At 71.9% G+C, this 24959-nt stretch carries 24 protein-coding genes; 15 read left to right on the top strand and 9 right to left on the bottom strand.

The window, feature by feature from the left end; translation table 11 throughout:
- Window positions 1–20: 20 nt before the first annotated feature.
- The 3 genes from JOE55_RS05035 to JOE55_RS05025 are packed head-to-tail and all read right to left on the bottom strand — an operon-like array spanning window position 21 to window position 3249.
- A complete protein-coding gene (locus JOE55_RS05035) occupies window positions 21–1109 on the bottom strand; it encodes an alpha/beta hydrolase (RefSeq protein WP_204782198.1) in 1089 nt (362 codons plus the stop codon).
- Between the two features lie 39 nt (window positions 1110–1148).
- Window positions 1149–1793, bottom strand: coding sequence for a potassium channel family protein (locus tag JOE55_RS05030; RefSeq protein ID WP_006213769.1), 645 nt, complete (start codon window positions 1791–1793; stop codon window positions 1149–1151).
- Window positions 1794–1821: 28 nt separating this feature from the next.
- Entirely contained in the window at window positions 1822–3249 is a 1428-nt protein-coding gene (locus tag JOE55_RS05025) for a TrkH family potassium uptake protein (protein WP_024289857.1), read from the bottom strand.
- Window positions 3250–3462: 213 nt separating this feature from the next.
- Between JOE55_RS05025 and JOE55_RS05020 the strand changes: the two genes are divergently transcribed.
- From JOE55_RS05020 to JOE55_RS04965, 12 genes are all read left to right on the top strand, one after another.
- The gene (locus tag JOE55_RS05020; RefSeq protein ID WP_239547110.1) at window positions 3463–4578 is read left to right on the top strand and encodes an acetoin utilization protein AcuC; all 1116 of its coding nucleotides are present in this window, start codon (window positions 3463–3465) and stop codon (window positions 4576–4578) included.
- Window positions 4579–4629: 51 nt separating this feature from the next.
- Window positions 4630–5280, top strand: coding sequence for an ArsR/SmtB family transcription factor (locus JOE55_RS05015; protein WP_204782197.1), 651 nt, complete (start codon window positions 4630–4632; stop codon window positions 5278–5280).
- A gap of 136 nt (window positions 5281–5416) precedes the next feature.
- Window positions 5417–6763 carry an NADP-specific glutamate dehydrogenase gene (gene gdhA, locus JOE55_RS05010; protein ID WP_204782196.1) on the top strand — a complete coding sequence of 449 codons (1347 nt, stop codon included), beginning with the start codon at window positions 5417–5419 and terminating at the stop codon, window positions 6761–6763.
- 28 nt (window positions 6764–6791) lie between these two features.
- Window positions 6792–7802, top strand: a complete 1011-nt coding sequence (locus JOE55_RS05005) for a FadR/GntR family transcriptional regulator (RefSeq protein ID WP_024289861.1) — start codon at window positions 6792–6794, stop codon at window positions 7800–7802.
- A gap of 203 nt (window positions 7803–8005) precedes the next feature.
- Window positions 8006–8104, top strand: a complete 99-nt coding sequence (locus tag JOE55_RS05000) for a 30S ribosomal protein bS22 (RefSeq protein WP_009882927.1) — start codon at window positions 8006–8008, stop codon at window positions 8102–8104.
- Window positions 8105–8248: 144 nt separating this feature from the next.
- The gene (locus tag JOE55_RS04995; protein WP_024289862.1) at window positions 8249–8536 is read left to right on the top strand and encodes a glutaredoxin family protein; all 288 of its coding nucleotides are present in this window, start codon (window positions 8249–8251) and stop codon (window positions 8534–8536) included.
- Between the two features lie 47 nt (window positions 8537–8583).
- Window positions 8584–9258: a histidine phosphatase family protein gene (locus JOE55_RS04990; RefSeq protein WP_204782195.1), complete on the top strand. Its 675-nt coding sequence runs from the start codon at window positions 8584–8586 to the stop codon at window positions 9256–9258.
- 79 nt (window positions 9259–9337) lie between these two features.
- Window positions 9338–10000: a TlpA family protein disulfide reductase gene (locus JOE55_RS04985; RefSeq protein ID WP_204782194.1), complete on the top strand. Its 663-nt coding sequence runs from the start codon at window positions 9338–9340 to the stop codon at window positions 9998–10000.
- A 10-nt stretch (window positions 10001–10010) separates the two neighbouring features.
- Window positions 10011–10769, top strand: coding sequence for a cytochrome c biogenesis CcdA family protein (locus JOE55_RS04980; protein ID WP_024289865.1), 759 nt, complete (start codon window positions 10011–10013; stop codon window positions 10767–10769).
- 8 nt (window positions 10770–10777) lie between these two features.
- On the top strand, window positions 10778–12589 hold the full coding sequence (gene resB, locus JOE55_RS04975) for a cytochrome c biogenesis protein ResB (RefSeq protein ID WP_204782193.1): 1812 nt from the start codon (window positions 10778–10780) through the stop codon (window positions 12587–12589).
- Entirely contained in the window at window positions 12586–13689 is a 1104-nt protein-coding gene (ccsB, locus tag JOE55_RS04970) for a c-type cytochrome biogenesis protein CcsB (protein ID WP_024289867.1), read from the top strand. Before resB ends, ccsB begins: the two co-directional genes overlap by 4 nt.
- 141 nt (window positions 13690–13830) lie before the next feature.
- Window positions 13831–14484 (top strand): maleylpyruvate isomerase N-terminal domain-containing protein, encoded by a 654-nt coding sequence (locus tag JOE55_RS04965; protein WP_204782192.1) that lies wholly within the window; start codon window positions 13831–13833, stop codon window positions 14482–14484.
- A gap of 25 nt (window positions 14485–14509) precedes the next feature.
- Here JOE55_RS04965 and JOE55_RS04960 read toward each other — a convergent pair whose 3' ends face one another.
- Together JOE55_RS04960 and JOE55_RS04955 are read right to left on the bottom strand one after the other, a co-directional pair.
- Window positions 14510–14947: a PLD nuclease N-terminal domain-containing protein gene (locus JOE55_RS04960; protein ID WP_024289869.1), complete on the bottom strand. Its 438-nt coding sequence runs from the start codon at window positions 14945–14947 to the stop codon at window positions 14510–14512.
- A 70-nt stretch (window positions 14948–15017) separates the two neighbouring features.
- Window positions 15018–15998, bottom strand: coding sequence for a sulfite exporter TauE/SafE family protein (locus tag JOE55_RS04955; protein WP_204782191.1), 981 nt, complete (start codon window positions 15996–15998; stop codon window positions 15018–15020).
- A gap of 175 nt (window positions 15999–16173) precedes the next feature.
- Here JOE55_RS04955 and JOE55_RS04950 point away from each other — a divergent pair, with 175 nt between their 5' ends.
- Window positions 16174–16668 carry an RrF2 family transcriptional regulator gene (locus tag JOE55_RS04950; RefSeq protein WP_006213752.1) on the top strand — a complete coding sequence of 165 codons (495 nt, stop codon included), beginning with the start codon at window positions 16174–16176 and terminating at the stop codon, window positions 16666–16668.
- A gap of 52 nt (window positions 16669–16720) precedes the next feature.
- Window positions 16721–17014: a DUF4229 domain-containing protein gene (locus JOE55_RS04945; protein ID WP_024289871.1), complete on the top strand. Its 294-nt coding sequence runs from the start codon at window positions 16721–16723 to the stop codon at window positions 17012–17014.
- Window positions 17015–17093: 79 nt separating this feature from the next.
- Here the strand turns inward: JOE55_RS04945 and JOE55_RS04940 are convergent, their stop codons facing one another.
- The 3 genes from JOE55_RS04940 to JOE55_RS04930 all read right to left on the bottom strand — a co-directional run bounded on the left by JOE55_RS04940 (window position 17094) and on the right by JOE55_RS04930 (window position 20280).
- Window positions 17094–17975, bottom strand: a complete 882-nt coding sequence (locus JOE55_RS04940; protein WP_204782190.1) for a 1,4-dihydroxy-2-naphthoate polyprenyltransferase — start codon at window positions 17973–17975, stop codon at window positions 17094–17096.
- A 74-nt stretch (window positions 17976–18049) separates the two neighbouring features.
- Entirely contained in the window at window positions 18050–19309 is a 1260-nt protein-coding gene (locus tag JOE55_RS04935; RefSeq protein WP_204782189.1) for an AMP-binding protein, read from the bottom strand.
- A 5-nt stretch (window positions 19310–19314) separates the two neighbouring features.
- Window positions 19315–20280 carry a 1,4-dihydroxy-2-naphthoyl-CoA synthase gene (locus JOE55_RS04930; RefSeq protein ID WP_006213747.1) on the bottom strand — a complete coding sequence of 322 codons (966 nt, stop codon included), beginning with the start codon at window positions 20278–20280 and terminating at the stop codon, window positions 19315–19317.
- Window positions 20281–20380: 100 nt separating this feature from the next.
- Here JOE55_RS04930 and hrpB point away from each other — a divergent pair, with 100 nt between their 5' ends.
- The gene (gene hrpB, locus JOE55_RS04925; RefSeq protein ID WP_204782188.1) at window positions 20381–23074 is read left to right on the top strand and encodes an ATP-dependent helicase HrpB; all 2694 of its coding nucleotides are present in this window, start codon (window positions 20381–20383) and stop codon (window positions 23072–23074) included.
- Between the two features lie 112 nt (window positions 23075–23186).
- On the opposite strand, the gene putP is transcribed toward hrpB, so the two are convergent.
- Complete coding sequence (gene putP / locus JOE55_RS04920; RefSeq protein ID WP_204782187.1) at window positions 23187–24887, bottom strand: sodium/proline symporter PutP; 1701 nt, start codon at window positions 24885–24887, stop codon at window positions 23187–23189.
- Window positions 24888–24959: the final 72 nt, after the last annotated feature.

The raw sequence follows: 24959 nt of genomic DNA, 5'->3' as shown, positions 1-24959 counted from the left end.
GCGTCTGCGGGCCCGACGACTCAGCCGGCGCGGTCGAAGTGCTCCTGCAGCTGCGGGGACACCGAACGCAGCGCCATCGACCAGCACGTCCATTCGTGCCCGGCCGAGCAGGTGCCTGCGGGCATGGGCGCGCCGTCTTCGATCATCTGCTCGTAGGTGCTCGTGCTCACCCGCGCCCCGGACGACTCCGCGCTGGTCTCGAAGGCCGCGGTGGTCTTCTGCAGCTGGGCCTCGAACTCCTCGCCGGAGCCGGAGAACAGCCAGATCGGCATGCCGGACAGCGGCTGCGTGTGCCGGGACGGGTCGTGGGACTCCCAGTCGGCGCGGGTGGTGCGCTGTCCGTCGCCGAAGAGGTCCGAGCCCTCGCCTGTGGCAGCCTCGGCCTCGCCCAGCAGCAGCTTCCGATCGGCGGTCGCGTCGAAGCTGAGCAGCCCGGACATCGACACCGCGGCGCCGAAGAGATCGGGGCGGTCCTCGGCGTAGGCCATGGCGCCGTAGCCGCCGGCGGAGGCGCCCACGACCGCTCGCCCTTCCGGGGACGCGATCGTGGGATAGCGCTGATCCACCCACGGGAGCACCTCCTCGAGATGGTGCGTGCGCCAGCCCTGCGGCTGCGAGGTGGGTCCGGTCCAGTCGGTGTACCAGCCGTACGCGCCGTCATCGAGGGCCACGGTGATCGCCTGCAGATCCCCCAGGGAGTCCTCCAGGGCGGCGCGGTCGTACCAGTCCCGAGAGGAGGCCCCGGCGTCGGTGCCCGTCAGCAGGTAGACCACGGGGTAGTCGCGCGTCTCGTCGTAGTCCCGGGGAAGGGTCACGACCGCCGAGGGGCCGTCCTGGGTCTGCTCGGCCGGCACCAGCTCGGAGGAGAGCCGGTAGCGGGTCGTCCGGTCGGAGAGCCGCTGCTCCTCCAGGATCTCGGGCATCCCGGGCTCGGGAAGCGCCGCTGCGGGCTGGGCGGTCTCTCCCGGAGACGGGAAGCGCGCCTGACAGCAGTTGCGCAGACGGTCCTGCCGGATGAGCATGCCCGCGGTGACCGCCACGGCCAGCACGAGGACGATCGCCGCAGCCGTCAGGAGGCGTCGTCTTCCGATGCGCCGTCGTTCGCCCATGCCGGGCTCCTCTCGGTTCGCGGTGTCGCGCCACCTGGCTCAGGGCCGGGCGGCGAAGCGCTCGATGAGCTCCACGTGCCCGGCCACGATCAGGGTGTCGCGCGCGGTCACGGTGGTGTCGGGGGTGGCGTAGCTGAAGTCGTCTCCCGGCGCCTTCACGCCCACGACCGTCACGCCGTACTTGGCGCGCACATCCGCCTGGGCCAGCGTGAATCCCTGGGTCTCGCGCGGCGGGTGCATCTTGACGATCGCGAAGTCGTCGTCGAACTCCATGTAGTCCAGCAGGCGCCCCGAGACCAGGTGGGCGGTGCGCCGTCCGGCATCGGCCTCCGGGAAGATCACGTGGTGGGCGCCGATGCGGGAGAGGATCTTGCCGTGGGCCTTGGAGATCGCCTTGGCCCAGATCCTGCCCACGCCCAGATCCACCAGGTTCGCCGTGATCAGCACGGAGGACTCGATCGACGTGCCCACGCCCACGACCGCCTGCGTGAACTCGGCGGCGCCCAGCTGGCGCAGGGCGTCGATGTCCGTGGCCTCGGCCTGCACCACGTGCGTGAGCTGGCCGGCGAGCTTCTGCACGAGGGTGTGGTCGCGCTCCACGCCCATGACCTCTCGGCCCTGGGAGGCCAGCTGCAGGGCGGTGGCGGTGCCGAAGCGGCCCATGCCGATGACCAGCACGGGCACGGCATGGCTTCTGCCGCGGTGGCGATGCTCACCCAATGATCAGACTCTCCTCGGGGTAGTGGTACAGGCGCCGGCGCGATCGCAGCGCAAGGGCAGTGGCAACGGTAGTCGTGCCGATGCGCCCGATGAACATCACCACGATCAGCACCGCCTTGCCCGCAGGCCCCATCTCCCCGGAGAGCCCTACCGACAGCCCGCAGGTGGCGTAGGCGGAGACGACCTCGAAGAGCACCCGCTCCAGCGGCTCGCCGGTCAGCACGAGCAGGATCCCGACAGCTGTCAGCACGATCGTGGCGCTCATGGCGATCACGGAGATGGCGATGCGCAGCACGCCGTCGGGGATGGTGCGATGGAAGGCGAGGACGGCCTGATCGCCGCGGGCCTCCGCCAGGATCGCGAGCACGACGACGGCGAAGGTCGTGACCTTGATGCCGCCGCCGGTCGAGGCCGGCGCACCTCCGGCGAACATCAGGGCGTCGGTGAGCAGCAGCGTGACGGGCTGCAGATCCGCCATCTCCACGATGTTGAAGCCGCCGGAGCGCATCATGACGGAGGCGAAGAAGCCGTTGAAGATCTTCTGCCCCGGGGACTCGTCGCCGATCGAGGCCGGATTCGTCCATTCCAGCCCGGCCCACAGGACCCAGCCCAGCAGCATCAGGCCGAGCGTCGTGACCACGGTGACCTTGGTGTTGAGGTTCCACCGCGAGAACCGCAGCCAGCCGACCTGGCGCAGCACCAGGATGACGGGGAAGCCCAGCGAGCCGATCAGCACGCCCATGCTGATCGGGAACAGGATCAGCCACACGTGCACGGAGTCGGTGAAGTAGGGCACCAGGCCGTCGGAGTGCGGAGTGAAGCCTCCGTTGTTGAAGGCGGACACCGAGTAGAACACGCCGTGCCACAGGGCGGTGTGCGGGGCTTCGCCGGCCACCAGGAACCCGATCGTGAGGATCAGCGCCAGCGACCCCTCGATGACGATCGAGGTCGCGGCCACGGTGCGCAGCAGCGAGCCGACCTCGCCCAGGCGCCCGACGTTCATGGCGTTCTGCGTGACCAGCTTGGAGCGCAGGCCGAGCTTGCGCCCGATCGCCAGTGCCAGCAGCGATGTCATGGTCAGGGTGCCCAGACCGCCGATCTGCACGGCGACCAGGATGATCAGCTGGCCCGTGAAGGACCAGTGATCGGCCGTGGGCACCACCGTCAGCCCCGTCACGGTCACCGCGGAGGCGGCCGTGAAGGCGGCGTCGACGAAGGTCGTGGAGCGCCCGTCGTGGGAGGACCACGGCAGCCACAGCAGCAGGGTGAACAGCCCGGCCACGCCGACGAAGACCAGCACGGCCAGGCGGGCCGGGGAGGACTGGGCGACGCGGTCGAGCAGGTCGCGCAGACCGCCCAGCTGATCGCGCAGCGGGCGGGACTCGGTCTGGGGCGGATTGGCCCCGAGAGCGGCACGCACCGTGGAGCCTCCAGGATCATCTCGGCGGGGCGGGATCCGGCTCGGATCCACGCACAGTATGGACCTCTTGGTGCCCGGTTGGCGTCGTGTGCCGCCGTCGGCTCCCGACCGAGTCGCCCGGAGTGTTCTAATGAGCCTGTGACGCAGACGACACCCACCGCCCTGTTCTGGAGCCCGCAGCTGCTCCAGTACGACTTCGGCGCCTACCACCCCATGCACCCGTCGCGACTGGACGCCACCTGGCGGATGGTCCGGGAGTTCGGGCTGGATGCGCGCCCCGGTGTCGCCGTCCAGGTGCCGGAGGCCGCGCAGGACTCCGAGCTCGGGCTGGCGCACACGGACGAGTACATCCGGGCGGTGCGCGCCGTGAGCGAGGACCCCGGCAAGGAGATCGCCGAGTGCGGGCTCGGCACCGAGGACACTCCCGGCTACGCGGGCATCCACGAGGCCTCCGCGCGGCTCGCCGGCGGCACCCTGCAGGCGGCCCAGGCGCTGCTCGACGGCTCCGCCGTGCGCGCCGTGAACTTCAGCGGCGGCATGCACCACGCCTTCGCGGACAGGGCCAGCGGCTTCTGCGTCTACAACGACTGCGCCGTGGGCATCCACCGCCTGCTCGAGGGCGGGGTCTCCCGGGTGCTCTACCTGGACGTGGACGGCCACCACGGCGACGGCACCCAGTCGATCTTCTGGGACGACCCCCGCGTCATGACGATCTCCCTGCACGAGACCGGCGCAGCGCTCTTCCCCGGCACCGGCTTCGCGACCGAGCTGGGCGGGGAGCAGGCAGAGGGCACCGCGGTGAACATCGCGCTGCCGCCCATGAGCGACGACGCCCAGTGGCTGCGCGCCTACTTCGCGGTCGTGCCGCAGCTGATCGAGCAGTTCCGCCCGGAGGTGATCGTCTCCCAGCACGGCTGCGACTCGCATTTCCAGGACGAGCTGACCCATCTGAAGGTCTCCGTAGACGCCCAGCGCGAGATCATGATGGATGTGGCCCGGCAGGCGGATCGCTGGTGCGAAGGGCGCTGGATCGCCACCGGAGGCGGCGGCTACGACTGCTACGACGCCGTGCCCCGGTCCTGGACCCATCTGGTCGCGGTGGCCACCGGGGATCCGATCGGTCTGGCCCGCCCCGTTCCCGAGGCCTGGCGCGATCACATCCGCGAGGCCTACGGCACCGACCCCCACCCCTCCATGGGCGATGACGTCGACCTGTGGTGGCGCTCGTGGGAGGTCGGCTTCGACCCCGATGACCCCACCGACCGCGTGGTCATGGCCACGCGGCGGGCGGTGTTCCCGCTGTGGGGCCTGGACCCCTGGTACGACTGACCGGCCGCGCGCTGGCCTGCTCTCGGGTCCTCGCCCGGTAGGATCCCTGGAATGACTCAGGACGTCTTCACCGCTCTGGCCGACCCCACGCGACGCGCTCTGCTGGAGGAGCTCAGCATCGGCGAGCGGGCAGTCGGGGAGCTCGTCGCCGCGGTGGAGGCCTCCCAGCCGACCGTCTCCAAGCACCTGCGCGTGCTGCGGGAGTCCGGATTGGTGCATCAGCGCGCCGTGGGCCAGAAGCGCTTCTACCGCATCGAGGCAGAGCCCCTGCTGGAGACCGCCGAGGCCCTGCGCGAGCTGGTCGGCAGGCAGCACCGGGAGGCGGCATCGAGCGCGTCACCGGTCGAGACGGCCGAGCCGCTCGAGCCGGCGCAGAGCACCGAGCCCGTGCGGATCGTGAGCCAGGAGGCGCCCGAGCCCCAGGAGGGCGCGCAGCCGGCGGCACCCGCTGAGCAGACGCCCGTCGAGCGGCGCAGTCCCGCCGCGCAGCAGGCTCGCTTCCCGCAGCAGCCGGCCGCCTCCGCCGACGAGGCCGTCGTCGGGGAGGCCGCCCTGGCCGTTGCGCCGGCCGCATCAGCGGCCCAGGAGGCGGCGCCGCAGCGCCTGGACCCGCTCAGCGCGGTGCAGGACGGGCAGTCCCCGGCTCGCGGGCGCGGCGTGAGCGGGCTGGTCTCCTCGGTGCTGCGCAGGCGTCGCCGCTGATCGCAGCGGTCCCGGGGATGCCGGCCGCCGCATGTTTTCCGCGGCAGCCGAGCGCACTGGTCGCCACGGGCGCGCTGCGTCTGCCAGACTCGCCTCTGGTCGGGACGAGGGTCCCGTTTCCGGAGAGGAGCACATCGTGCACGAGAAGCTGCAGCCGGTCCGCGAGGCCGTCATCGCCCGCAACCCGGGTGAGAAGGAGTTCATCCAGGCGGTCGACGAGGTCTTCGAATCGCTGGGGCCTGTGGTCGCACGTCGCCCGGAGCTGCTCGACGCCGCCATCCTCGAGCGCATCTGCGAGCCCGAGCGCCAGATCATCTTCCGCGTGCCGTGGGTCGACGACCAGGGGCGCACCCAGATCAACCGCGGCTTCCGCGTCGAGTTCAACTCCGCGCTGGGCCCGTATAAGGGCGGCCTGCGCTTCCACCCGTCGGTCTACCTCGGCATCGTCAAGTTCCTGGGCTTCGAGCAGATCTTCAAGAACTCGCTGACCGGCATGCCCATCGGCGGCGGCAAGGGCGGCGCTGACTTCAACCCGTCGGGTCGCTCCGACGGCGAGGTCATGCGCTTCTGCCAGTCGTTCATGACCGAGCTCTACCGCCACATCGGCGAGTACACCGACGTCCCTGCCGGTGACATCGGCGTGGGCGGCCGCGAGATCGGCTACCTGTTCGGGCAGTACAAGCGGATCACCAACCGCTACGAGTCCGGCGTCCTGACCGGCAAGGGCCTGTCCTGGGGCGGCTCCCTGGTGCGCACCGAGGCCACCGGCTACGGCACCGTCGAGTTCGCCCGCCAGATGCTCAAGACGAAGGGCGACGACTTCGACGGCAAGACCGTCTCCGTCTCCGGCTCGGGCAACGTGGCGATCTACGCCATCCAGCTCGCCCAGAGCCTGGGCGCCAAGGTCGTCACCGCCTCGGACTCCAGCGGCTTCGTCCACGACCCGGACGGCATCGATCTGGACATCCTGCGCGAGGTCAAGGAGGTCGAGCGCGGGCGCATCAACGACTACGTCCAGCGCCGCGGCGGCCAGGCCCGGTTCACCGAGGTCGGCAAGGCCTCGCTGTGGCAGGTGCCGACGCAGGTCGCCCTGCCCTGCGCCACGCAGAACGAGCTCAACGGCGCGGATGCCCGCAAGCTCGTGGAGAACGGCGTGCTGGCCGTGGCCGAGGGCGCCAACATGCCCACCACGACCGAGGGCGTGCACATCTTCCAGGAGGCGGACGTGCTCTTCGCCCCGGGCAAGGCGGCCAACGCCGGCGGCGTGGCAACCTCCGCCCTGGAGATGCAGCAGAACGCCTCGCGCGACTCGTGGACCTTCGACTACACCTCGACCCGCCTGACCGAGATCATGAAGGGCATCCACGACACCTGCGCGGCCCACGCCGACGAGTACGGCCAGCCGGGCAACTACGTCGCGGGCGCCAACATCGCCGGTTTCATCAAGGTCGCCGACGCCATGCTGGCCCAGGGCGTCATCTGAGCAGGCAGGATGAACGTAGGCTGAGCACATGGCCACACATCGACGAGTCCTCCAATGGCTGGAGAACGAGCTCTTCGACGGGAACCTGGTCCTCGGACAGCAGCTCCCGTCGGACAAGGACCTCGCGGCGATCCTCGGCGTGAGCCGCGGGACCATGCGCGAGGCCCTCAAGATCCTCGAGGCGCAGGGCGTCCTGCGGCTCTACGAGGGGAGCCGCAAGTCGATCCTGCCCATGCTCGTGCGCGAACCGGCCTCCTCGGCAGGTCCCGCGCTGCAGCTGCACATGGCCACAGCGGCATATCCGCTGAGGGACATCGTGCAGACGCGGGTCCTGCTCGAGACCTGGGCGCTGCGCAGCTCGGACTACCGCAGCCCGGCCATGCCGGAGCTGCGAGCGATCCTGCGGGAGATGGCACGCGATGACATCTCCCTCAAGGAGTTCCACCACCACTACGTGAGCTTCCACATCGCCCTGGTGAAGACGGCGGGCAACACCCTCGTCGCCTCGCTGATGTCGGCGCTGCGGGATTCCATCTACGAGTACACGATGGCGCTGGTGGGCCATGTGCCCCTGTGGTCCAAGACCGTGGACCGCATCCGGGCCGAGCACCAGGCGATCTTCTCGGCGGTGCTCGCCGGGGACCGCAACCTGGCCGCCCGGCTGGTCGAGGAGCACATCGAGTACCAGTACGTCGAGGCCGGAGTGGATCCCGATCGCGGCACGCGCGGTCCCGAGTCCGTGTCCACGGGGCTGATCCCCGGGCCCACGGCCTCGGGCCGGGTCTGGGCCTCGGAGGACGAGGGCCAGGAGCCGGGGCGCGCGTCGTCGCGGGCCGGGGGACTGGTCCAGGCGGCGGCCGCCGGTCGCGGGGCCTCGCACGACGGCCCCGTCAAGGAGGCCGCCACCGGCGCCATGCCGGCTGCGCCGCATGCCGAGGGCGGCAGCGCCGAGCAGAACCAGGCGGGCGGCTCGCCGAGCGCCGCTCCGGCAGCGCAGGATTCCCGGTCCGCCGAGGACTCGGAGTCCACCGGCGGCTGAGAGCGTCGGCCCCGGCGGAATACCACCCTGCGGGGCATAGCAGGTAGACTTCCGGGGAACGAATTCTCGACTGGGCGGGTCATGCCCGCCTCGTCGTCACCCGGTCGCGCACCGGAACGGCCGTCGCGCCAGACGTGCCGGGCAGCAGCGCGCCGACGCGCCGCGCCGGTTCGGACCAACGAAACGTGAAGTGAGGGAAGCCCATGGGCTCTGTGATCAAGAAGCGCCGCAAGCGCATGTCCAAGAAGAAGCACCGCAAGCAGCTGCGCAAGACCCGCCACCAGCGTCGCAACAAGAAGTGACCTGCTGGCAGTGAGCCGACAGGGGCCCCGCTCTCGCGAGCGGGGCCCCTCGGCATGTGCGCGGCAGCAGCCTCGCATGACGCCGCGTTGCCGGCCGCGCGGCCTCGTGGAGGGGGCGCGGCGCCCTCGTCATAGGATCGGACGATGACCGAGCAGACCCCGGGGCAGATCGACCTCTCCGTGCCGCCGCTGCGGCTGATCACCCGTCAGGGGTGCCACCTGTGCCAGGCGGCCCGCGACACCGTCGCCGCCGCAGCCCAGCGCCACGGCTTGGAGTGGGCCGAGACCGACATCATGCAGCTGCCGGAGTCCGAGCAGACCCAGCGCTGGCAGATCGAGGTCCCCGTGCTGCTGATCGACGGCCGGCAGCGCGACTTCTGGCAGATCGACCCGCGCAGGCTCGAGCGCCTGCTCGTCCGGCGCGGGGCCTGAGCGGGCTCGATTCGAGCCCTGTGCCCGGGTCTGGGATGATGGCCCCCATGTCCTCAGCGATCGTCCATCTGCTGCGTCACGGCCAGGTCCACAATCCGGACCGGATCGTGTACGGCCGCCTGCCCGAGTTCCGCCTGGCCGAGCGCGGCCAGGAGATGGCCCGGGTCGCCGCCCAGTCGCTGGCCCAGCGACGCGACGAGCAGGGCGCGCGGATCGTGCACCTGGTGGCCTCGCCGCTGCTGCGCACCCGCCAGACGGCGCAGCCGGTGGCCGAGGCCCTCGATCTGCAGATCCACCCGGATGAGCGCGTGATCGAGCCCTGGAACCACTTCGAGGGCCACCACGTGGACGCCGCCGAGCTGGCCAAGCCGGTGCACTGGCCGCACCTGATCGACCCGCTGCGCCCGTCGTGGGGTGAGCCGTACCGCAGCATCGTGGCGCGCATGGCCGAGGCGGCGCTGGCGGCGGGGCGCCGGGCCGTGGAGATCGGCGGCGACGGCGCGGAGGCCGTGATCGTCTCCCACCAGCTGCCGATCTGGCTGACCCGCCTCTCGGCCGAGGGCCGCCGCCTGCCGCATGACCCCCGCAAGCGGCAGTGCAACCTGGGGTCGCTGACCTCCCTGCACTTCACTGACCTCGACTCCGGGCGCCGACCCGCGGTGACCTATGCGGAGCCGTCGGCGCACCTCTACTCAGGGGTCAACCAGCTTCCCGGGTCATGATGGCCCGCGCCTCCGCGGGCCCCTCCGCACCGCCCGCGCCCCTCGTCCGTTCCGAACCCCATCCTCAGGTGAGCGCATCGTGATCCGTCCTCCCCGCACTGCCCGCCCGCACGTCGACAGCGCCGCTGGCGCGGACGATGATGCCCGGGTCCGTCCCACGCGCCGCGCGCTGCTGGGCCTGGGCGGAGCCGGCTTGGGGGCCCTGGTGCTCTCCGCCTGCTCGGCCAAGGAGGACGACCTCGCGCAGCAGGCCAACGCCGGCGGGGACACCGGATACATCGCCGGGGACGGCTCCGTGAGCGAGTACCCCGAGGACGACCGCTCCGATCCCGTGGACTTCGAGGGCGCGCTGTTCGACGGCACCGAGGTCACCGGCGAGCAGCTGCGCGGGAAACCCGTGCTGCTCAACTTCTGGTACGCCGGCTGCGCTCCGTGCCGCAAGGAGGCCCCGGACCTGGTCGAACTGGCCCAGGACTTCGAGGACCGTGTCGCGTTCTACGGCGTGAACGTGCGCGACGAGCAGGCCACTGCGGAGGCCTTCGAGCGCACCTTCGAGATCCCGTACCCGTCGTTCGAGGACCGCGACGGAGGTGTGCTGCTGGATCTGTCCAAGCACGTCCCGCCGCAGGCCGTGCCGACCACCCTGGTGCTCGACTCCCAGGGGCGTGTGGCCGCCCGGATCCTGGGCATCGCCGACCCCTCGATCCTGCGCACCGTCCTCGACGACGTCACGTCGGTCTGAGGCGCTCGTGATCGACGGCAATCCCTTCGCCGAGACCGTCCTGGACGGATCGCTGCTGGCCGCGCTGCCGGTGGCGGCGCTGGCGGGGCTGGTCTCCTTCGCCTCGCCCTGCGTCCTGCCGCTCGTGCCGGGCTACCTGGGCTACGTCACCGGGCTGACCGGGATCGACCTGCAGAAGCAGAAGCGCGGGCGGATGCTCGCGGGGATCGGGCTGTTCGTGCTCGGCTTCACCCTGGTGTTCCTGCTGATGTCGGTCGTGCTGGCGCAGCTGGGCGCGTTGCCGTGGCTGCGCGGTCAGGGCTGGGTCATGGTCGTGCTCGGGGTGCTCGTGATCGTCATGGGGCTCGTCTTCATGGGAGGGATCGGCGCCCTGCAGCGCGAGCGCAAGATCGAGCGGCGCCCGCCTCCCGGGCTGTGGGGGGCCCCGCTGCTGGGCATCACGTTCGGACTGGGCTGGGCCCCGTGCATCGGGCCCACGTTCGCGGCGGTGCAGGCCCTGGCCTACAGCGGCGGCTCCTCGGTGGGCAAGGCCGCTCTGCTGACCGTCGTGTACTGCCTGGGCATGGGCATCCCGTTCCTGATCGCGGCCCTGGCGCTGCGCCGCGGGATGGGCGCCCTGGACTTCTTCAAGCGGCACCGGGTGGCCCTGCAGCGCTTCGGGGGGCTGATGCTCGTGGTGATCGGCCTGCTCATGGTCAGCGGCGTGTGGACGGCCTTCGTCTCGTGGATCCAGTCGGAGCTGGTCCAGGACTTCGTGCCGGTGATCTGAGGCGGAGGATGGACAGCGCACAGGACGATGCCCCGGCTCCCGGACAGGAGCACGGTGCAGGCACGGATGAGCACACCAGGGCGCGCGGCGCCCGCAGCGATCGAGGGAGCACAGTGAGCACAGCGCAGAAGGACCCCGGGGGAGGATCGAGCCAGGAGGTGACCGTTCCGTCGCTGGGGCCCCTGGGGATGCTGCGCTGGGCCTGGGCCCAGCTGACCAAGATGAACACGGCGCTGTTCCTGCTGCTGATGCTGGCGGTCGCCGCTGTTCCGGGCTCGATCTTCCCGCAGCGGGTCCAGGACGTCGCGGCCGTCAACGACTACATCGACTCGAATCCGCGGCTGGGGCCGATCCTGGACCGGCTGCAGATGTTCGACGTCTTCTCCTCGGTGTGGTTCGCGGCCATCTACCTGCTGCTGTTCATCTCGCTGGTGGGCTGCGTGCTGCCGCGCGCTCGCAAGCACTGGCAGGCCTGGCGGGCCCAGCCCCCGCGCACTCCGCGCCGGTTCTCCCGCCTGCCCGTGCACCGCAGCCTGCGCATCGGCGGGGCCGATGGCACCGAGGCCCCGTCGGCCGCGGAGATGGTCGAGCGCAGCGCGGCGCTGCTGAAGAAGCGCGGCTACCGCGTGCACCTGCGCGACATGGACACGCCGACGCCGTCGGTGGGCGCCGAGCGCGGCATGTGGAAGGAGGTCGGCAACATCCTCTTCCACGTGGCCCTGCTCGGCATCCTGATCTTCATGGCAGTCGGCGCGATGTTCGGCTTCAAGGGCCAGAAGATCCTGACGGTGGGGGAGACCTTCGCGAACTCGCTGATCAGCTACGACTCGTTCACCCCGGGCTCGAACTACGACGCCGACTGGCTGGCCCCGTTCACGCTGACCGTGGACGACTTCCACATCGACTACAACCGCGACACCGATGACCCCGGCAGCTACGGCCAGCCGCTGGGCTTCGACGCCGACGTCACCGTCCAGGACGGCCCCGACGACGAGCCGCGCCAGGAGAAGCTGTCGACCAATCAGCCGGTCTCCTCGAACGGGGTGCGCTCGTACCTGATCGGCAACGGCTACGCGCCGACCGTGCGGGTCACCGACGGCGACGGAGACGTCGCGTATGAGGGCCCCGTCATCACCGTCCCCGAGGACCTGACGAACATCTCGGCGTTCACGCTGAAGGTCCCGGACTCCCAGCCCGAGCAGCTCGGCTTCACCGGCACGTTCCTGCCGACCGGCTACGTCGACGAGGCCTCCGGCCAGCTGACGTCGATCGACCCCGATCTGGGCAACCCCACGCTGGTGCTGTCCGTGTACTCGGGCGATCTGGGCCTGGACAGCGGTGCGCCCCAGAACGTGTACGTCCTGGACGTCGAAGGTCTGCAGGAGCAGGCCTCGCCGAGCACCCCCGGCGGTCCGCTGGTGCTCAACGAGCAGAACCCGAAGGCCGAGCTGCCGAACGGCCTGGGGGAGATCGAGTACCTGGGCACCGAGCGCTACGTCGGGCTGGACGTGAACTACGATCCGGGAACGGCCGGGGTGTTCATCTCGTTCATCCTGGCCTTCGCCGGGCTGATCATGTCGCTGTTCATCGTGCGACGCCGCGCCTGGGTGCGAGTGCGCACCGAGCAGACCCCGGAGGGGCCGCGCGCGGTCCTGGAGTACGCTCTGCTGGCCCGCGGGGAGGACCCGCGGCTGGAGTCCGAGGACGAGGCGCTGCACGAGCTGTTCAGCGGTGAATGGGAGCACATCGGCGTCGCAGACGATGTCGATGAGGATGCGGAGGCGCCCGGCGCCTCGAAGGTGGGAGAATCACGAGCATGAGCACTGAAGTGAACACCGCGCTGGGGACATGGTCGGAGCTGTTCATGCTCCTGGCCGCCCTGGTCTACCTCTGCGTCTTCATCTGCTTCGCCTGGGACATGGCGTCCCATTCGAAGACCCTGAGCGAGGCCGAGAAGCGCACGACAGCGCGCAGCTCCTCCCGCAGCCGCGAGCTCGTGGGCGCCGGCGGCGGGGCCTCGAGCGCCTCCGGGCCGGAGGAACCGGAGCGCGACGAGCGCAACGACTCCGGTGCGGGCAACCGCGCCGGAAGCCGCCGGGGCGTCTCGGAGAAGCTCGAGGGCCAGGTCGCCGACTCCCGCATGGGCTATGGCACCTCCGAGCGCCGCCCGGCAGCGCGCGCTGCCATCGTGCTGATGGTCATGGCCTTCGCGATCCACCTCGTGGCCGTGGTGTCCCGAGCGATCGCAGCCCAGCGCGTGCCGTGGGGCAACATGTACGAGTTCTCGACCACCTCTGCGCTGATCATCGCCGGGATCTACCTCATCATGCTGATCCGTCGCGATCTGCGCTTCGTGGGCGTGATGATCTCGGGCCTGGTCACGCTGCTGCTGACCATGGCCACGATCGCCTACCCCACCCCGGTCTCCCCGCTGCAGCCGGCGCTGCAGTCGTACTGGCTGATCATCCACGTCTCGATCGCCGTGGCGTCGTCCGCGATCTTCGCGGTCACCTTCACCATGTCGATCCTGCAGCTCATCCAGGACCGCCGCGAGCGCCGCATCCTCGACGGCGGCGAGCCGGGCTGGGCCTTCATGCGCTCGGTGCCCTCGGCCAAGACGCTGGAGAACTTCGCCTATCGCCTCAACAGCGTGGGCTTCGTGTTCTGGACCTTCACCCTGGCCGCCGGCGCGATCTGGGCCCGCGACGCCTGGGGCCGCTACTGGGGCTGGGATCCCAAGGAGGTGTGGACCTTCGTGATCTGGGTGGTCTACGCCGCCTACCTCCACGCCCGCGCCACCCGCGGCTGGACCGGAACCCGCTCGGCCTGGCTGTCGATCGCAGGCTTCCTGTGCGTGCTGTTCAACTACTTCATCGTGAACACCCTGTTCGAGGGCCTGCACTCCTACTCGGGGCTGTGAGCCGGCTTCCGGCTCCGGCCGCTTCCTGAGACCGGAGGGACCCCGCGTCGCACGACGCGGGGTCCCTCCGCTTCCCGGGCCGCCCCTCATGGCAGTTCTCGGGCGGGTCTCGGGTCTGGTGAGCTCGGAGGAGGGGGTGCCATGCTCGCTGCCATGGACGATCCTTCCGGCGACCTCTCTACGGAGCCCCGTCGCGCCGCAGAGCTTGTGCGCCTGGCGCACCAGCGCCTGCTCGGCACCGCCTCAGGCCTCGATGACGCCCAGATCCGACGTGCCTCGCTGCTGCCGGAGTGGTCAATCGGGCACGTGCTGACCCACCTGGCGCGCAACGCCGACGGGCACAGCCGCCGACTCGCAGCAGCCCTTCGGGGAGCGGATGAGCCGAGGTATCCCGGTGGTGCGCAGCAGCGCCGGGACGAGATCGACGAGGGCGAGGGTCGGCCCGCGGCGCAGATCCTGCGCGACCTGCAGGAGTCCTGCGGCCGTCTGGACGGGGTGCTCGCCGCCATGGATGCGGCGGGCTGGCCCCACCCTGAGCTCCTGGGCCGCGACTCCTACGGCACGAGCGGGGAGCCGGCGCACCGGCTGCGCGAGGTCGAGATGCATCATGTGGACCTCGGCCTCGAGTACACGTCCGCCGACTGGCCTCAGGAGTACGTGGCCTGGGACCTTCCGCAGCTGCTCGCAACCGTCCCGCAGCGCTGGGGATCGCTGTCGAGCCAGCGCCGGCTGCTCGCCTGGCTGGCCGGTCGAGCAGACCCGCAGGATGCGCCGCAGCTCGAACCCTGGGGCTGAGCTGCGCGCGGGGATCCCGAGGGATTCAGCGCGCGGAGGGATCCGCCCCGGGGGCGCTCGGCGCGTCGTCGTCCGGGTCCTCCGAGCCTGGGGCCCGGTCCTGGTCGGACTGCGGCTCATCGGCCGGATCGTCGCCGGCCTGTTCCTCGCCGGGCTGCTCGCGGCGCTGCCGCTCGCGCTCGGCCTGGCGTCGCTGGCGGTCCAGCTGGCGCAGGAACTCGGGGTCGTCATCCGGGCCCTTGCCGCGGGTGGGGACGGAGCCGGGGGAGGCGTAGCGCGGGCGGCCCAGCGTCAGCCACAGGATGCCGCCGATGACCGGCAGGAGCAGGATGATCGCCAGCCACGGACCGCGGCGCAGGCCGCGGATGTCGCGGGCGTCCGAGCGCGCGCAGTCGATCAGCGAGTAGATGATCACGCCCACAGCCAGAGCGATCACGCCGATGATGAGGATGGCTCGGATCATGTCTCCATCGTACGGGGAGGCCCGACCCCGCGATCAATCGCGACGGGGCCGCGACGTCCGGGTCCCGTCCTCAGCGCGCCGAGTGCACCGACTCCGAGCACTGGGCAGCGGACGACCCGCTCGCGGCCGCGGCCGTCGGCGTCGCGACCTCATCGGCGGTCGTCGCCTCCGAGACGCTCCCCGCATGCGAGCCGCTGCGATGCTGCAGGACCGACCAGCCGACGGCGGCCAGCCACAGGACGGCGATCCCCAGCAGCACGGCGTGGGAGACCGTCGCAGGGGCGTCCAGCGCATCCGCCCCGAGCAGGGTCCGGGCGTTGGTGAGCACGATCAGCCCGCCCACGGCCGGGCCGAGCACGCGCGAGGGGACGCAGCGGACCAGCGCGGCGGCGATGGGTGCTGCGATCACGCCCCCGATCAGCAGGGCCAGCACCCAGGACCAGGTGATCCCCTGGCTGCCCAGGGAGAAGAGGAAGCCGAGCGAGGCGGCCACGGTGACCAGGAACTCCGCGGAGTTGATCGAGCCCACGACCTTCCGGGGCTCCAGGCGGCCGTCGGCGAGCAGGGCGGGCGTGCCGACGGGGCCCCAGCCGCCGCCTCCGGCGGCGTCCATGAAGCCGGCGAAGAGCCCGAGCGGGGCGAGCAGCCGTGCGGGGATGGCTCGTCCCAGTCGATCGCTGCGCAGGCCGCCGAGCGTGAAGCGCACCAGGATGAACAGGCCCAGGGCGAGCAGCACTGCGGACATGAAGGGCCTGGCGGCCGCGGCGTCGAGGTTCGACAGGGCCGTGGCCCCCAGGAAGGCGCCGATCGCACCGGGGATCCCGATCTTGGCCACGACGCCCCAGTCGACGTTGCCGAAGCGCCAGTGGGAGAGCCCGGACACGAGCGTGGTCCCGACCTCGGCCAGGTGCACGGTGGCCGAGGCGGCAGCCGGGTTGGCCCCGATCGTGAGCAGCAGCGTGGAGGTCGTGACGCCGTAGGCCATGCCCAGGCCGCCGTCCACGAGCTGGGCGGCCAGGCCGACGAGGGCGATGAGGACGAGCATGCGCATGCGGGACTCCCGGGCAGTGGGGTGGGGCGGATCGTTGACTCGGCAGCGCCGCGCGGGCGGGGCGAGCGCCGCTTCCGCAGCCGATCCACTATTCCCATCAGGATGATGGGATTTGCTGTGCGCGAGCATTCCAGGGCCCTGGGAAGGGCGTCAAAGTCCGTGAAACAATCGACACATGGAGATCTCCGCACGCGCCGAATACGCGATCAGGGCCATGCTCATGCTCGCCGAGGCGCACGCGGCGGGCACCGCCGCCATGCCCGCCCAGGAGCTGGCCCAGCGTCAGCAGCTGCCGGCCAAGTTCCTCGAGGTGGTCCTCGGGCAGCTGCGCCGTGGGGGGCTCGTCGTCAGCCGCCGCGGAGCCGCAGGCGGCTACCGGCTGGCCTCCCAGGCGCAGGAGATCACGATCGGCGCGGTGATCCGCACGGTGGAGGGGCCGCTGGCCGGCATCCGGGGGCAGCGCCCGTCGGACACCGCCTACACGGGTGCTGCTGAGCACCTGCCGGTCGTGTGGGTCGCGCTGCGCTCGGCCATGCGCCGGGTGCTCGACGAGGTCACGCTGGCAGATGTCCTGACCGGCGGCTTCCCGGAGCACGTGCGGGCCTTCGCCGAGGAGCCCGGAGCCTGGACGGACCGCTGGCCGATCGAGGGCGGGCGCTCGCAGGGCTGATGCCCGTGCGCGCGCGGAGGCCGCATCCAGGGGCGGGCCGTAGGATGCTCCGGTGAACTTCCTGAAGTACTCCGCCCTGCGCCTGGCCATCCTCGCCGTCGCGTTCGTGCTGTTCATGGCACTGGACCTCGGTCTGATCTTCTCCGGCATCGCCGCCGTGATCGTGGCGTTCGCGGTGTGCTATCTCTTCTTCCCCAAGCTGCACATCGCCGCGAGCGAGGACCTCAACCGCGCGATCTCGCGCTCGCCCAAGCCCCGCAGCCGAGAGCGCCTGCGCGACACCCGGGACGAGGACGCCGAGGCCGACGCCTACCGCCGCAGCCGCGGCGAGGACGACCTTCCCTGAGGATGCGGAAGGGGCCCGGGCGCACCAGCCCGGGCCCCTGAACGCGGCCGCTGAGGCCCTGAACGCAGGGCCGCCTGCCTCACAGGCTCTGGTGCGCCACCACGGCGATGAGGAACAGCACGGACCACACGAGGTTGAGGATCCCGCACTGCTTGAGCACCGGGATCAGCGCGGTGCGCTCGGTGGCACCCAGCACGGTGCGCGCGGCCATGATCGCCAGCGGGGCCGCCAGCAGCACCAGCAGGAACCACGGGTTCTGCGGGAGCAGGAACACATGCAGCGCGAAGGCCAGCCCGAGCTCGGCGGTGAAGACCACGCGGGCCCAGCGATCGCCCAGCCGCACGGCCAGGGTGCGCTTGCCGACCTCCTGGTCGCCGGGGATGTCGCGGATGTTGTTGGCCATCAGCAGCGCGCAGGCGAACAGTCCCGTGGCCACGGCGGCGATCCAGGCCTGCAGGTTCAGCTCGCCGGCCTGGGTCATGGCGGTGCACAGCACGGCCACGAGCCCGAAGTAGACGAACACCGCCGCATCGCCCAGCCCGCGGTAGCCGTAGGGCCACGGGCCTCCGGTGTAGCCCCAGGCGGCCAGCACCGCGGAGGCGCCGATCACCAGGAACCACCACTGGCCTGACAGCGCCACCAGGGCGACGCCGGCCACCATGGCCAGCACGAAGCAGCCCAGCGCGGCAGCCAGCACCTGCCGTGGTGCGGCGGCCCCGGAGCCGACCAGGCGCATGGGGCCCACGCGGTCGTCGTCGGTGCCCTTGATGCCGTCCGAGTAGTCGTTGGCGTAGTTCACGCCGATCTGCAGCAGCAGCGCCACGGCGAAGGCCAGCAGCGCGCGCACCACGTCCGAGCCCCACATGGACTGGGCGGCGGCGGTCCCGGCGATGACCGGGGCCAGGGCCATGGGCAGGGTGCGCAGGCGCGCGCCCTCGACCCACTGCGCAGGTGTAGCCACGAACAGGACCTCCTCGGCCGACGGCTGTGAACCGGCCCATCATTTCATGAGAACCCGACGGACCCGACCGCTGCTCAGCCGCTGACGCCCTCCAGCAGGCGGCGCACCTCGGCCCGATCCGGCTTGCCGGTGACGAGCATGGGCATCTGCGCCGCGATGAGCCATCGCTTGGGAACGGCCGCAGCGCCCAGTGCTGAGCGGATCTCGGCGGACAGCCGCTCCCGCAGCGCGGTCTCCTCCCGCTGATGGGCGCTCGAGCGCGGGACGACGAGCGCGGCCACGGCCTGTCCCCACTGCGGATCCGGCACCCCGAGCACGACGGCCTGCTCGATCTCGGGATCGCGCAGCAGCTGCTGGGCCACCACGCCGGCCGAGACCTTGAGCCCGCCGGTGACCACGACGTCGTCGGCGCGACCGGCGATCTCCAGCAGCCGCCCGTCCCAGGTGCCGAGGTCATCGGTGCGGTACCAGCGCCGGCCGTCGATCAGGCGGACATGGCGGGCGGTCTGGGCATCGTCGTCGAGGTAGCCGGTCGTGACCGCGGCCCCGCCGAGCCAGATCCGCCCGGATCCCTCGGGCGCCAGCGGGGCGCAGCCCTGCGCAGGAGCCGGTGACGAGGACCCCTCCGAAGCCTCGATCCGGACCTCGATGCCGTCGAGCGGTCGGCCGTCGTACACGCAGCCGCCGCAAGTCTCCGACATCCCGTAGGTGGTGGCCACGCGGGCCCCCAGGGCGCGGGCGCGCTCGAGCAGCACGCGCGAGGCCGCCGAGCCTCCGAGCAGCACCGAGTCGAAGGATGCCAGCGCCCGGCGCACCGCGCGCCCGCCTGCCGGGTCGTCTGCGACCTCGACCAGTCGGGAGAGCTGGGTCGGCACGAGCGAGACGTGCCGGACCTCGCCCGTCATCCTCTCGGCGGCGCCCGCGAAGGCCTCGGCGCGGAAGGGTCCGTCGTCCATGATCACCGGCTCGGTCCCTGCAAGTGCCGATCGGGCCAGGACCTGGACACCGGCCACGTAGTGCGCGGGCAGGCACAGCAGCCACTGGCCGTGCCCGCCGGTGCGCACGGCTGTGGCCTGTCCGGAGGCGCGCAGCGACTGCGCCTCGAGCACCGTGGCCTTGGGGCGCCCGGTCGAGCCCGAGGTCGAGACGACGACGGCCGGACCGGGCCGCGACAGCGCATCCCGGAGCCGCTCGAGCAGACCGGCCGCACCGCCGAGCCCGGGCAGGGCCTGAGGGCCGTCGAGGACAACGGCGTCCGAAGGCAGGTCCGCGGTGCGCGGCGCCGGCATCGCGCGACCGGGCAGCTCCTGCTCCGCAGAGGAGGTGTCCGCCACGGGGATCAGAAGTAGTACGGGTAGGACGACCAATCGGGATCGCGCTTGCCCAGGAAGGCATCGCGGCCCTCGACGGCCTCGTCGGTCATGTAGGCCAGGCGCGTGGCCTCACCGGCGAAGACCTGCTGCCCGACCATGCCGTCGTCCGGGAGGTTGAAGGCGTACTTGAGCATGCGGATCGCCTGCGGGGACTGCGCGCAGATCATCCGGCACCACTCGATGGCCGTGGCCTCGAGCTCGGAGTGCTCCACGACCTCGTTGACCGCGCCCATGCGGTGCATGTCCTGGGCGGAGTACTCGCGGGCCAGGAAGAAGATCTCGCGGGCGTTCTTCTGACCCACCTGGCGGGCCAGCAAGGCGGAACCGTAGCCGGCGTCGAAGGAGCCGACGGTGGCGTCGGTCTGCTTGAACCTCCCGTGCTCTGCCGAGGCCAGCGTGAGGTCGCAGACCACGTGCAGGGAGTGCCCGCCGCCTGCTGCCCAGCCGGAGACCGCGGCGATCACGGGCTTGGGCATGGTGCGGATCAGACGCTGGACCTCCAGGATGTGCAGGCGCCCGGCGCGGGCCGGATCCACCGACTCGGCGGTCTCGCCCTCGGCGTAGCGGTAGCCGTCGCGGCCGCGGATGCGCTGATCGCCACCCGAGCAGAAGGCCCAGCCGCCGTCCTTGGCCGACGGGCCGTTGCCGGTGAGGATCACGGCGCCCACGTCCGAGCTCATGCGGGCATGATCGAGCACGCGGTAGAGCTCGTCCACCGTCCCCGGGCGGAAGGCATTGCGGACCTCGGGGCGGTCGAAGGCCACCCGGACCCAGGGCAGGTCGCGCTCGAGGGCGCCGTCGGGTCCGCGCTGGACGCCGCGGTGGTAGGTGATGTCCGTCAGGTCCTCGAACCCCTCGACCGTGCGCCACTGCACGGGATCGAAGATCTCGGAGACCTGGCGGGAGAGCTGGGATGCGCTGGAGTCGTTCACAGCGGCCAGTCTACGAGCGCTCGCCGACGCCGGAACGGGCCCGCTGGGGCCGTCGACGCCCGCGGAGCTGCTGCCGCACGGCAGATGGGAGACTGGCCGGATGATGGATCTGGACCTCGAGCGCCTCGGCGCGGACCTGCCCTTCGCGCAGGCCGTCCCGCGGCTGCGGGCGGCGCTGGCCGGCCACGGAGTCGCCGTCGTGGAGGCGCCTCCGGGCACCGGCAAGACCACGCTCGCCCCGCCGGCGGCGGCCCTCGAGCTCGGGGCGGATGCGCGCAGCAGGGTCGTCGTCGTGCAGCCGCGGCGGGTGGCCGCGGGGGCCGCGGCCCAGCGGCTGGCCCAGCTGAGCGGAACGAGGCTCGGCGAGCTGTCCGGGCTCACCGTGCGCGGGCAGCGCGAGGTCGGCTCGGGGACCGCCATCGAGTTCGTGACCCCGGGCGTGCTGATCGGGCGCCTGCTGGCGGACCCGGAGCTGAGCGGGACCCGAGCGATCGTGCTCGACGAGGTCCACGAGCGCGGCCTGGAGATCGACCTGCTGCTGGGCATGGTCCTGGAGCTGCGGCAGCTGCGCGAGGACCTGGCCCTGATCGTCATGTCCGCCACCCTCGACGCCGGATCCTTCCGCGACCTGATCGGGCAGGCGCTCGGGCTGGACGAGGTCCCGCTCGTGGACAGCCGGGCGGTCGAGCACCCCCTCGAGGTCCGCTGGGCTCCGGGGACGGGGCCGCGGCTCGACGAGCGCGGCGTGCGGCGGGAGTTCCTGGACCACGTGGCCCGCACGGCGCATCGGGAGCACGAGCGCGGCCTGGCCCAGGACCCTGGCCTCGACGCCCTCGTCTTCCTGCCCGGAGCCGGGGAGGTCTCCCACGTGGCTGCTCGGCTCCGGGAGCTCTCGGAGGCCGAGGTGCTCGAGCTGCATGGGCGCATCCCCGCGCACGAGCAGAACCTCGCGGTGGCCGGGCGCGAGCCGGACGGCCGCCCCCGGATCGTTGTCTCCACGGCCCTGGCCGAGTCCTCGCTGACGGTGCCCGGAGTGCGCCTGGTGATCGATGCCGGTCTCTCGCGCGAGCCGCGCAGGGACGCGGTGCGCCGCATGTCCGGGCTCGTCACGGTCTCGGCCTCTCGGGCCTCGGGACGGCAGCGGGCGGGCCGTGCCGCGCGCACCGGTCCCGGAGCGGTCGTGCGCTGCTACGACGAGTCGGCGTGGGCGGCCATGCCCGAGCGCGCCGTCCCGGAGATCCGCACGGCCGATCTGACCTCCGCAGCACTCGTGCTGTCCTGCTGGGGAGCCCCGGGAGGCAAGGGCATGGCCCTGCTGGATCCGCCTGCGCCCCGGGCCCTGGCCGATGCTCACCGCACGCTGCGCTCGCTGGAGGCCCTCGACGAGGACCTGCGTCCCACTGCCGTCGGCCGCCGCCTGGCGGGGCTGCCGCTGGATCCGCGCTGGGGCCGCGCTCTGCTCGTCGGCGCACAGTCGGTGGAGGAGTCCACGGCCGCCGAGATCGTGGCGGCCGTCGCCGACGACCACCGGGCCCCCGACGGCGACCTCGCCGGTCTGCTGCGCGAGCTGCGCCGCGGGCAGCATCCGGGCTCCCGGCGCTGGCAGGCCGAGGCTCGACGGCTGCGCTCGCTGATCGCGGGAACGGCTGTGGAGCCGTCGGGCGAGTCGCCTGGCCCCGAGCCGCAGCGGCGACGAGCCGATCCCGAGGCGAGCCGAGAGCCCGCCGCTCACGCCCCTGCCGATGCCCAGGAGGTCCTCGGGCTGGTGGTGGGCCTGGCCTTCCCCGAGCGGATCGCCCGGCGGATGGATGAGCGCGGCGAGCAGTGGCTGCTGGCCTCGGGGACCCGCGCCGGCCTGCCTCGCGAGTCCCCGCTGGTCCACGAGCAGTGGCTGGCCGTCGCCGATGTCACGCGCTCGCAGGCCTCGGCCGCCGCGGGCACCGGGGCCCTGATCCGCGCTGCCGCCGGGCTGGAGCGGGCCACGGCCGAGCGCGCCGCGGGTCGACTGCACCGGCGCGAGCTGTCCGTGCGCTTCGTCGACGGGCGGGCCAGGGCTCGCGACGTCGAGTCGCTGGGGGCCATCGAGCTCGCGGCCACCCCGGCGCGCCCGGACCCCGAGCAGGCCGCCGAGGCGATCGGCCGTGCGCTCGAGGAGCAGGGCCCGGCGCTGCTGGAGATGTCCGAGCAGGCGCTGCAGCTGCGCGCTCGGATGGCGGCCTGCCACCGGCACCTGGGCGGGCCCTGGCCGGCCATGGACGACGACTCCCTGGGAGCCCAGGCGCAGGTCTGGCTCGGCCCGGAGCTCGCGGCGCTGGCACGAGGGGCCTCGGTGCGCTCGATCGACACCGTCTCGGCTCTGCGACGGCTGCTGCCCTGGCCGGAGGCCTCGCGCTTCGAGGACCTGGCCCCGCAGCGGCTGGCCGTGCCATCGGGCGCCTCGCACCGGATCCTGTGGCCGCAGCAGTGGGAGTCCGAGGAGGTCGCGCTCACCGACCAGGAGGAGCAGGCCGGCAGCGGGCGCGGGCAGGTCCCGCAGCCGATCGTGCGGGTCAAGCTCCAGGAGTGCTTCGGCCTGGCGGAGTCGCCCCGGCTGCTCGACGGTCGTCTGCCGGTGCTCTTCCACCTGCTCTCCCCGGCCGGGCGGGAGCTGGCGATCACGGCCGATCTGGCCTCGTTCTGGGACGGGCCGTACCGCCAGGTCCGCGCCGAGATGCGCGGGCGCTATCCCAAGCACCCGTGGCCGGAGGACCCGTGGGCCGCCCAGGCCACCGCCAGGACCCGTCGGCGCGGCTGAAGCCGGCAGCGGCGCGGGAGGCTCTGCCGGGACCTGGCCCGGAGTCGGACAGGGGGCCCGGGACGATGCTCATCGTCCCGGGCCCCCTGAGGCTTCAGCGCAGCTGGATCGCTCAGCCGTTGTGCGCCCACGGTGCGGGCGGGGTGCCGCCCTCGGCGGCGCCGGTGGCCCGAGCGGAGCCGTCCGCGTCCTGAGCAGAGCTCGCACCGGCCTGGGCCGGCGCCGAGGCCGCACCTGCGGCACGGGGAGCTTCGAGCTCGGAGTCGTCCTCCGGCAGGCCCTCGCGGGAGCGGGCGACGGCGGCGTCGAAGTGGTCGTCGATGCCCGGCTCGTTGCTGTAGGTGGCCAGGGAGACCAGCACGGCCACGATGAGCGCGGCGGCGAAGCCAGGGATGATCTCGTACAGATCCGCCCACGGGGTCGAGGGCCAGATCAGCACGACGGCCGCGCCGACCACCATGGAGGCGGTGGCGCCGTAGCCGGTGAGCTTCTTCCAGTACAGCGACAGCAGCACGATCGGGCCGAAGGCCGCGCCGAAGCCGGCCCAGGCGAAGCCGACCAGGGCCAGGATCGATTCGGACGGGTTCAGGGCCATGAGCGCGGCGACGACCGCCACGACGAACACGGCGGCGCGGGAGACCCACAGCGACGAGCGGCCGGTCAGAGGGCGGCGGCGCAGCAGCAGCATGAGGTCCTCCACGAACGCGGAGGCGGTGACCACGAGCTGCGAGGACAGCGTGGACATGATCGCGGCGAGCACGGCGGCCAGCACGAGCCCGGCCACGAACGCCGGGAACAGGCCGATCGCGGAGTCCAGGAACACGGTCTCGGCAGTCTCCGAGTTGGTGAGGCTCACGCGTCCGCGCTCCACCAGCGGGATCGCGAACAGGGCGGTGAGGATCGCGCCGATCACGCACAGGGCCATCCACACGATGTTCCAGCGGCGCCCGGAGACGGCCTCGTGGTGGCTGCGCAGGGCCATGAAGCGCACCAGGATGTGCGGCTGGCCGAAGTAGCCGAGGAACCAGGCGAACAGCGAGATCGCGCCGATGACGCCGCCGGCCGCGCTCCAGTCGAAGAGGTTCCAGGCGCCGGGGTGAACCTCGTCCACGCGCTGGACGATGGTCGCCGGGCCGCCGGCGATGATCATGGTCACGACGGGCACCGCCAGCAGGGCCAGGAACATCAGGGTGCCCTGCACGAAGTCGGTGAAGCTGGCGCCCAGGAATCCGCCGATCAGCGTGTAGAGGATCGTGACCGCGGCGATGACCAGCATGCCGATCAGGTAGGTCTCGCTGTTGGACCAGCCGAAGCTCTCCTCGAGGGCACCGCCGAACGAGGCCGCCGCGAAGTTGCCGCCGGCGACCATGCCGGAGGAGATGTAGAACGTGAAGAAGATGAGGATGACCAGTCCCGAGACCACCCGCAGCATCCGGCCGCCGCGCACCAGGCGGTTGCCGAAGTAGGAGGGGAGGGTGATGGCATTGCCATACTGCTCGGTGAACAGGCGCAGTCGCGGGGCCACGACCTTCCAGTTGACCCAAGCGCCCAACGTCAGGCCGATGGCGATCCAGGACTGTGCCATGCCGCCGAGGTAGAGCGCTCCGGGCAGGCCCATGAGCAGCCAGCCGGACATGTCGGAGGCGCCGGCGGACAGCGCGGCGACCGGGGCGGGCAGATCGCGCCCGCCGATCATGTAGTCGTCCTTGTCATTGGTGCGCGTGGACGCCCAGAGGCCTATGCCGACCATCGCCAGGAAGTACAGGGCGATGGCGGCCATCATCCACCAGAAGCCGGATCCTGCTTCGATCATGGGGTTCCTCTCCGCCTCGGTGCGGATGGGGCGCGCAGCGGCGTCCATCGATCGTCCGGGCGTGTTCTCCGA

The organism is Kocuria palustris (assembly GCF_016907795.1).
In the GTDB taxonomy this organism is placed as follows: Bacteria; Actinomycetota; Actinomycetes; order Actinomycetales; family Micrococcaceae; genus Kocuria; species Kocuria palustris.
This window is presented reverse-complemented; position numbering and strand designations above follow the sequence as displayed.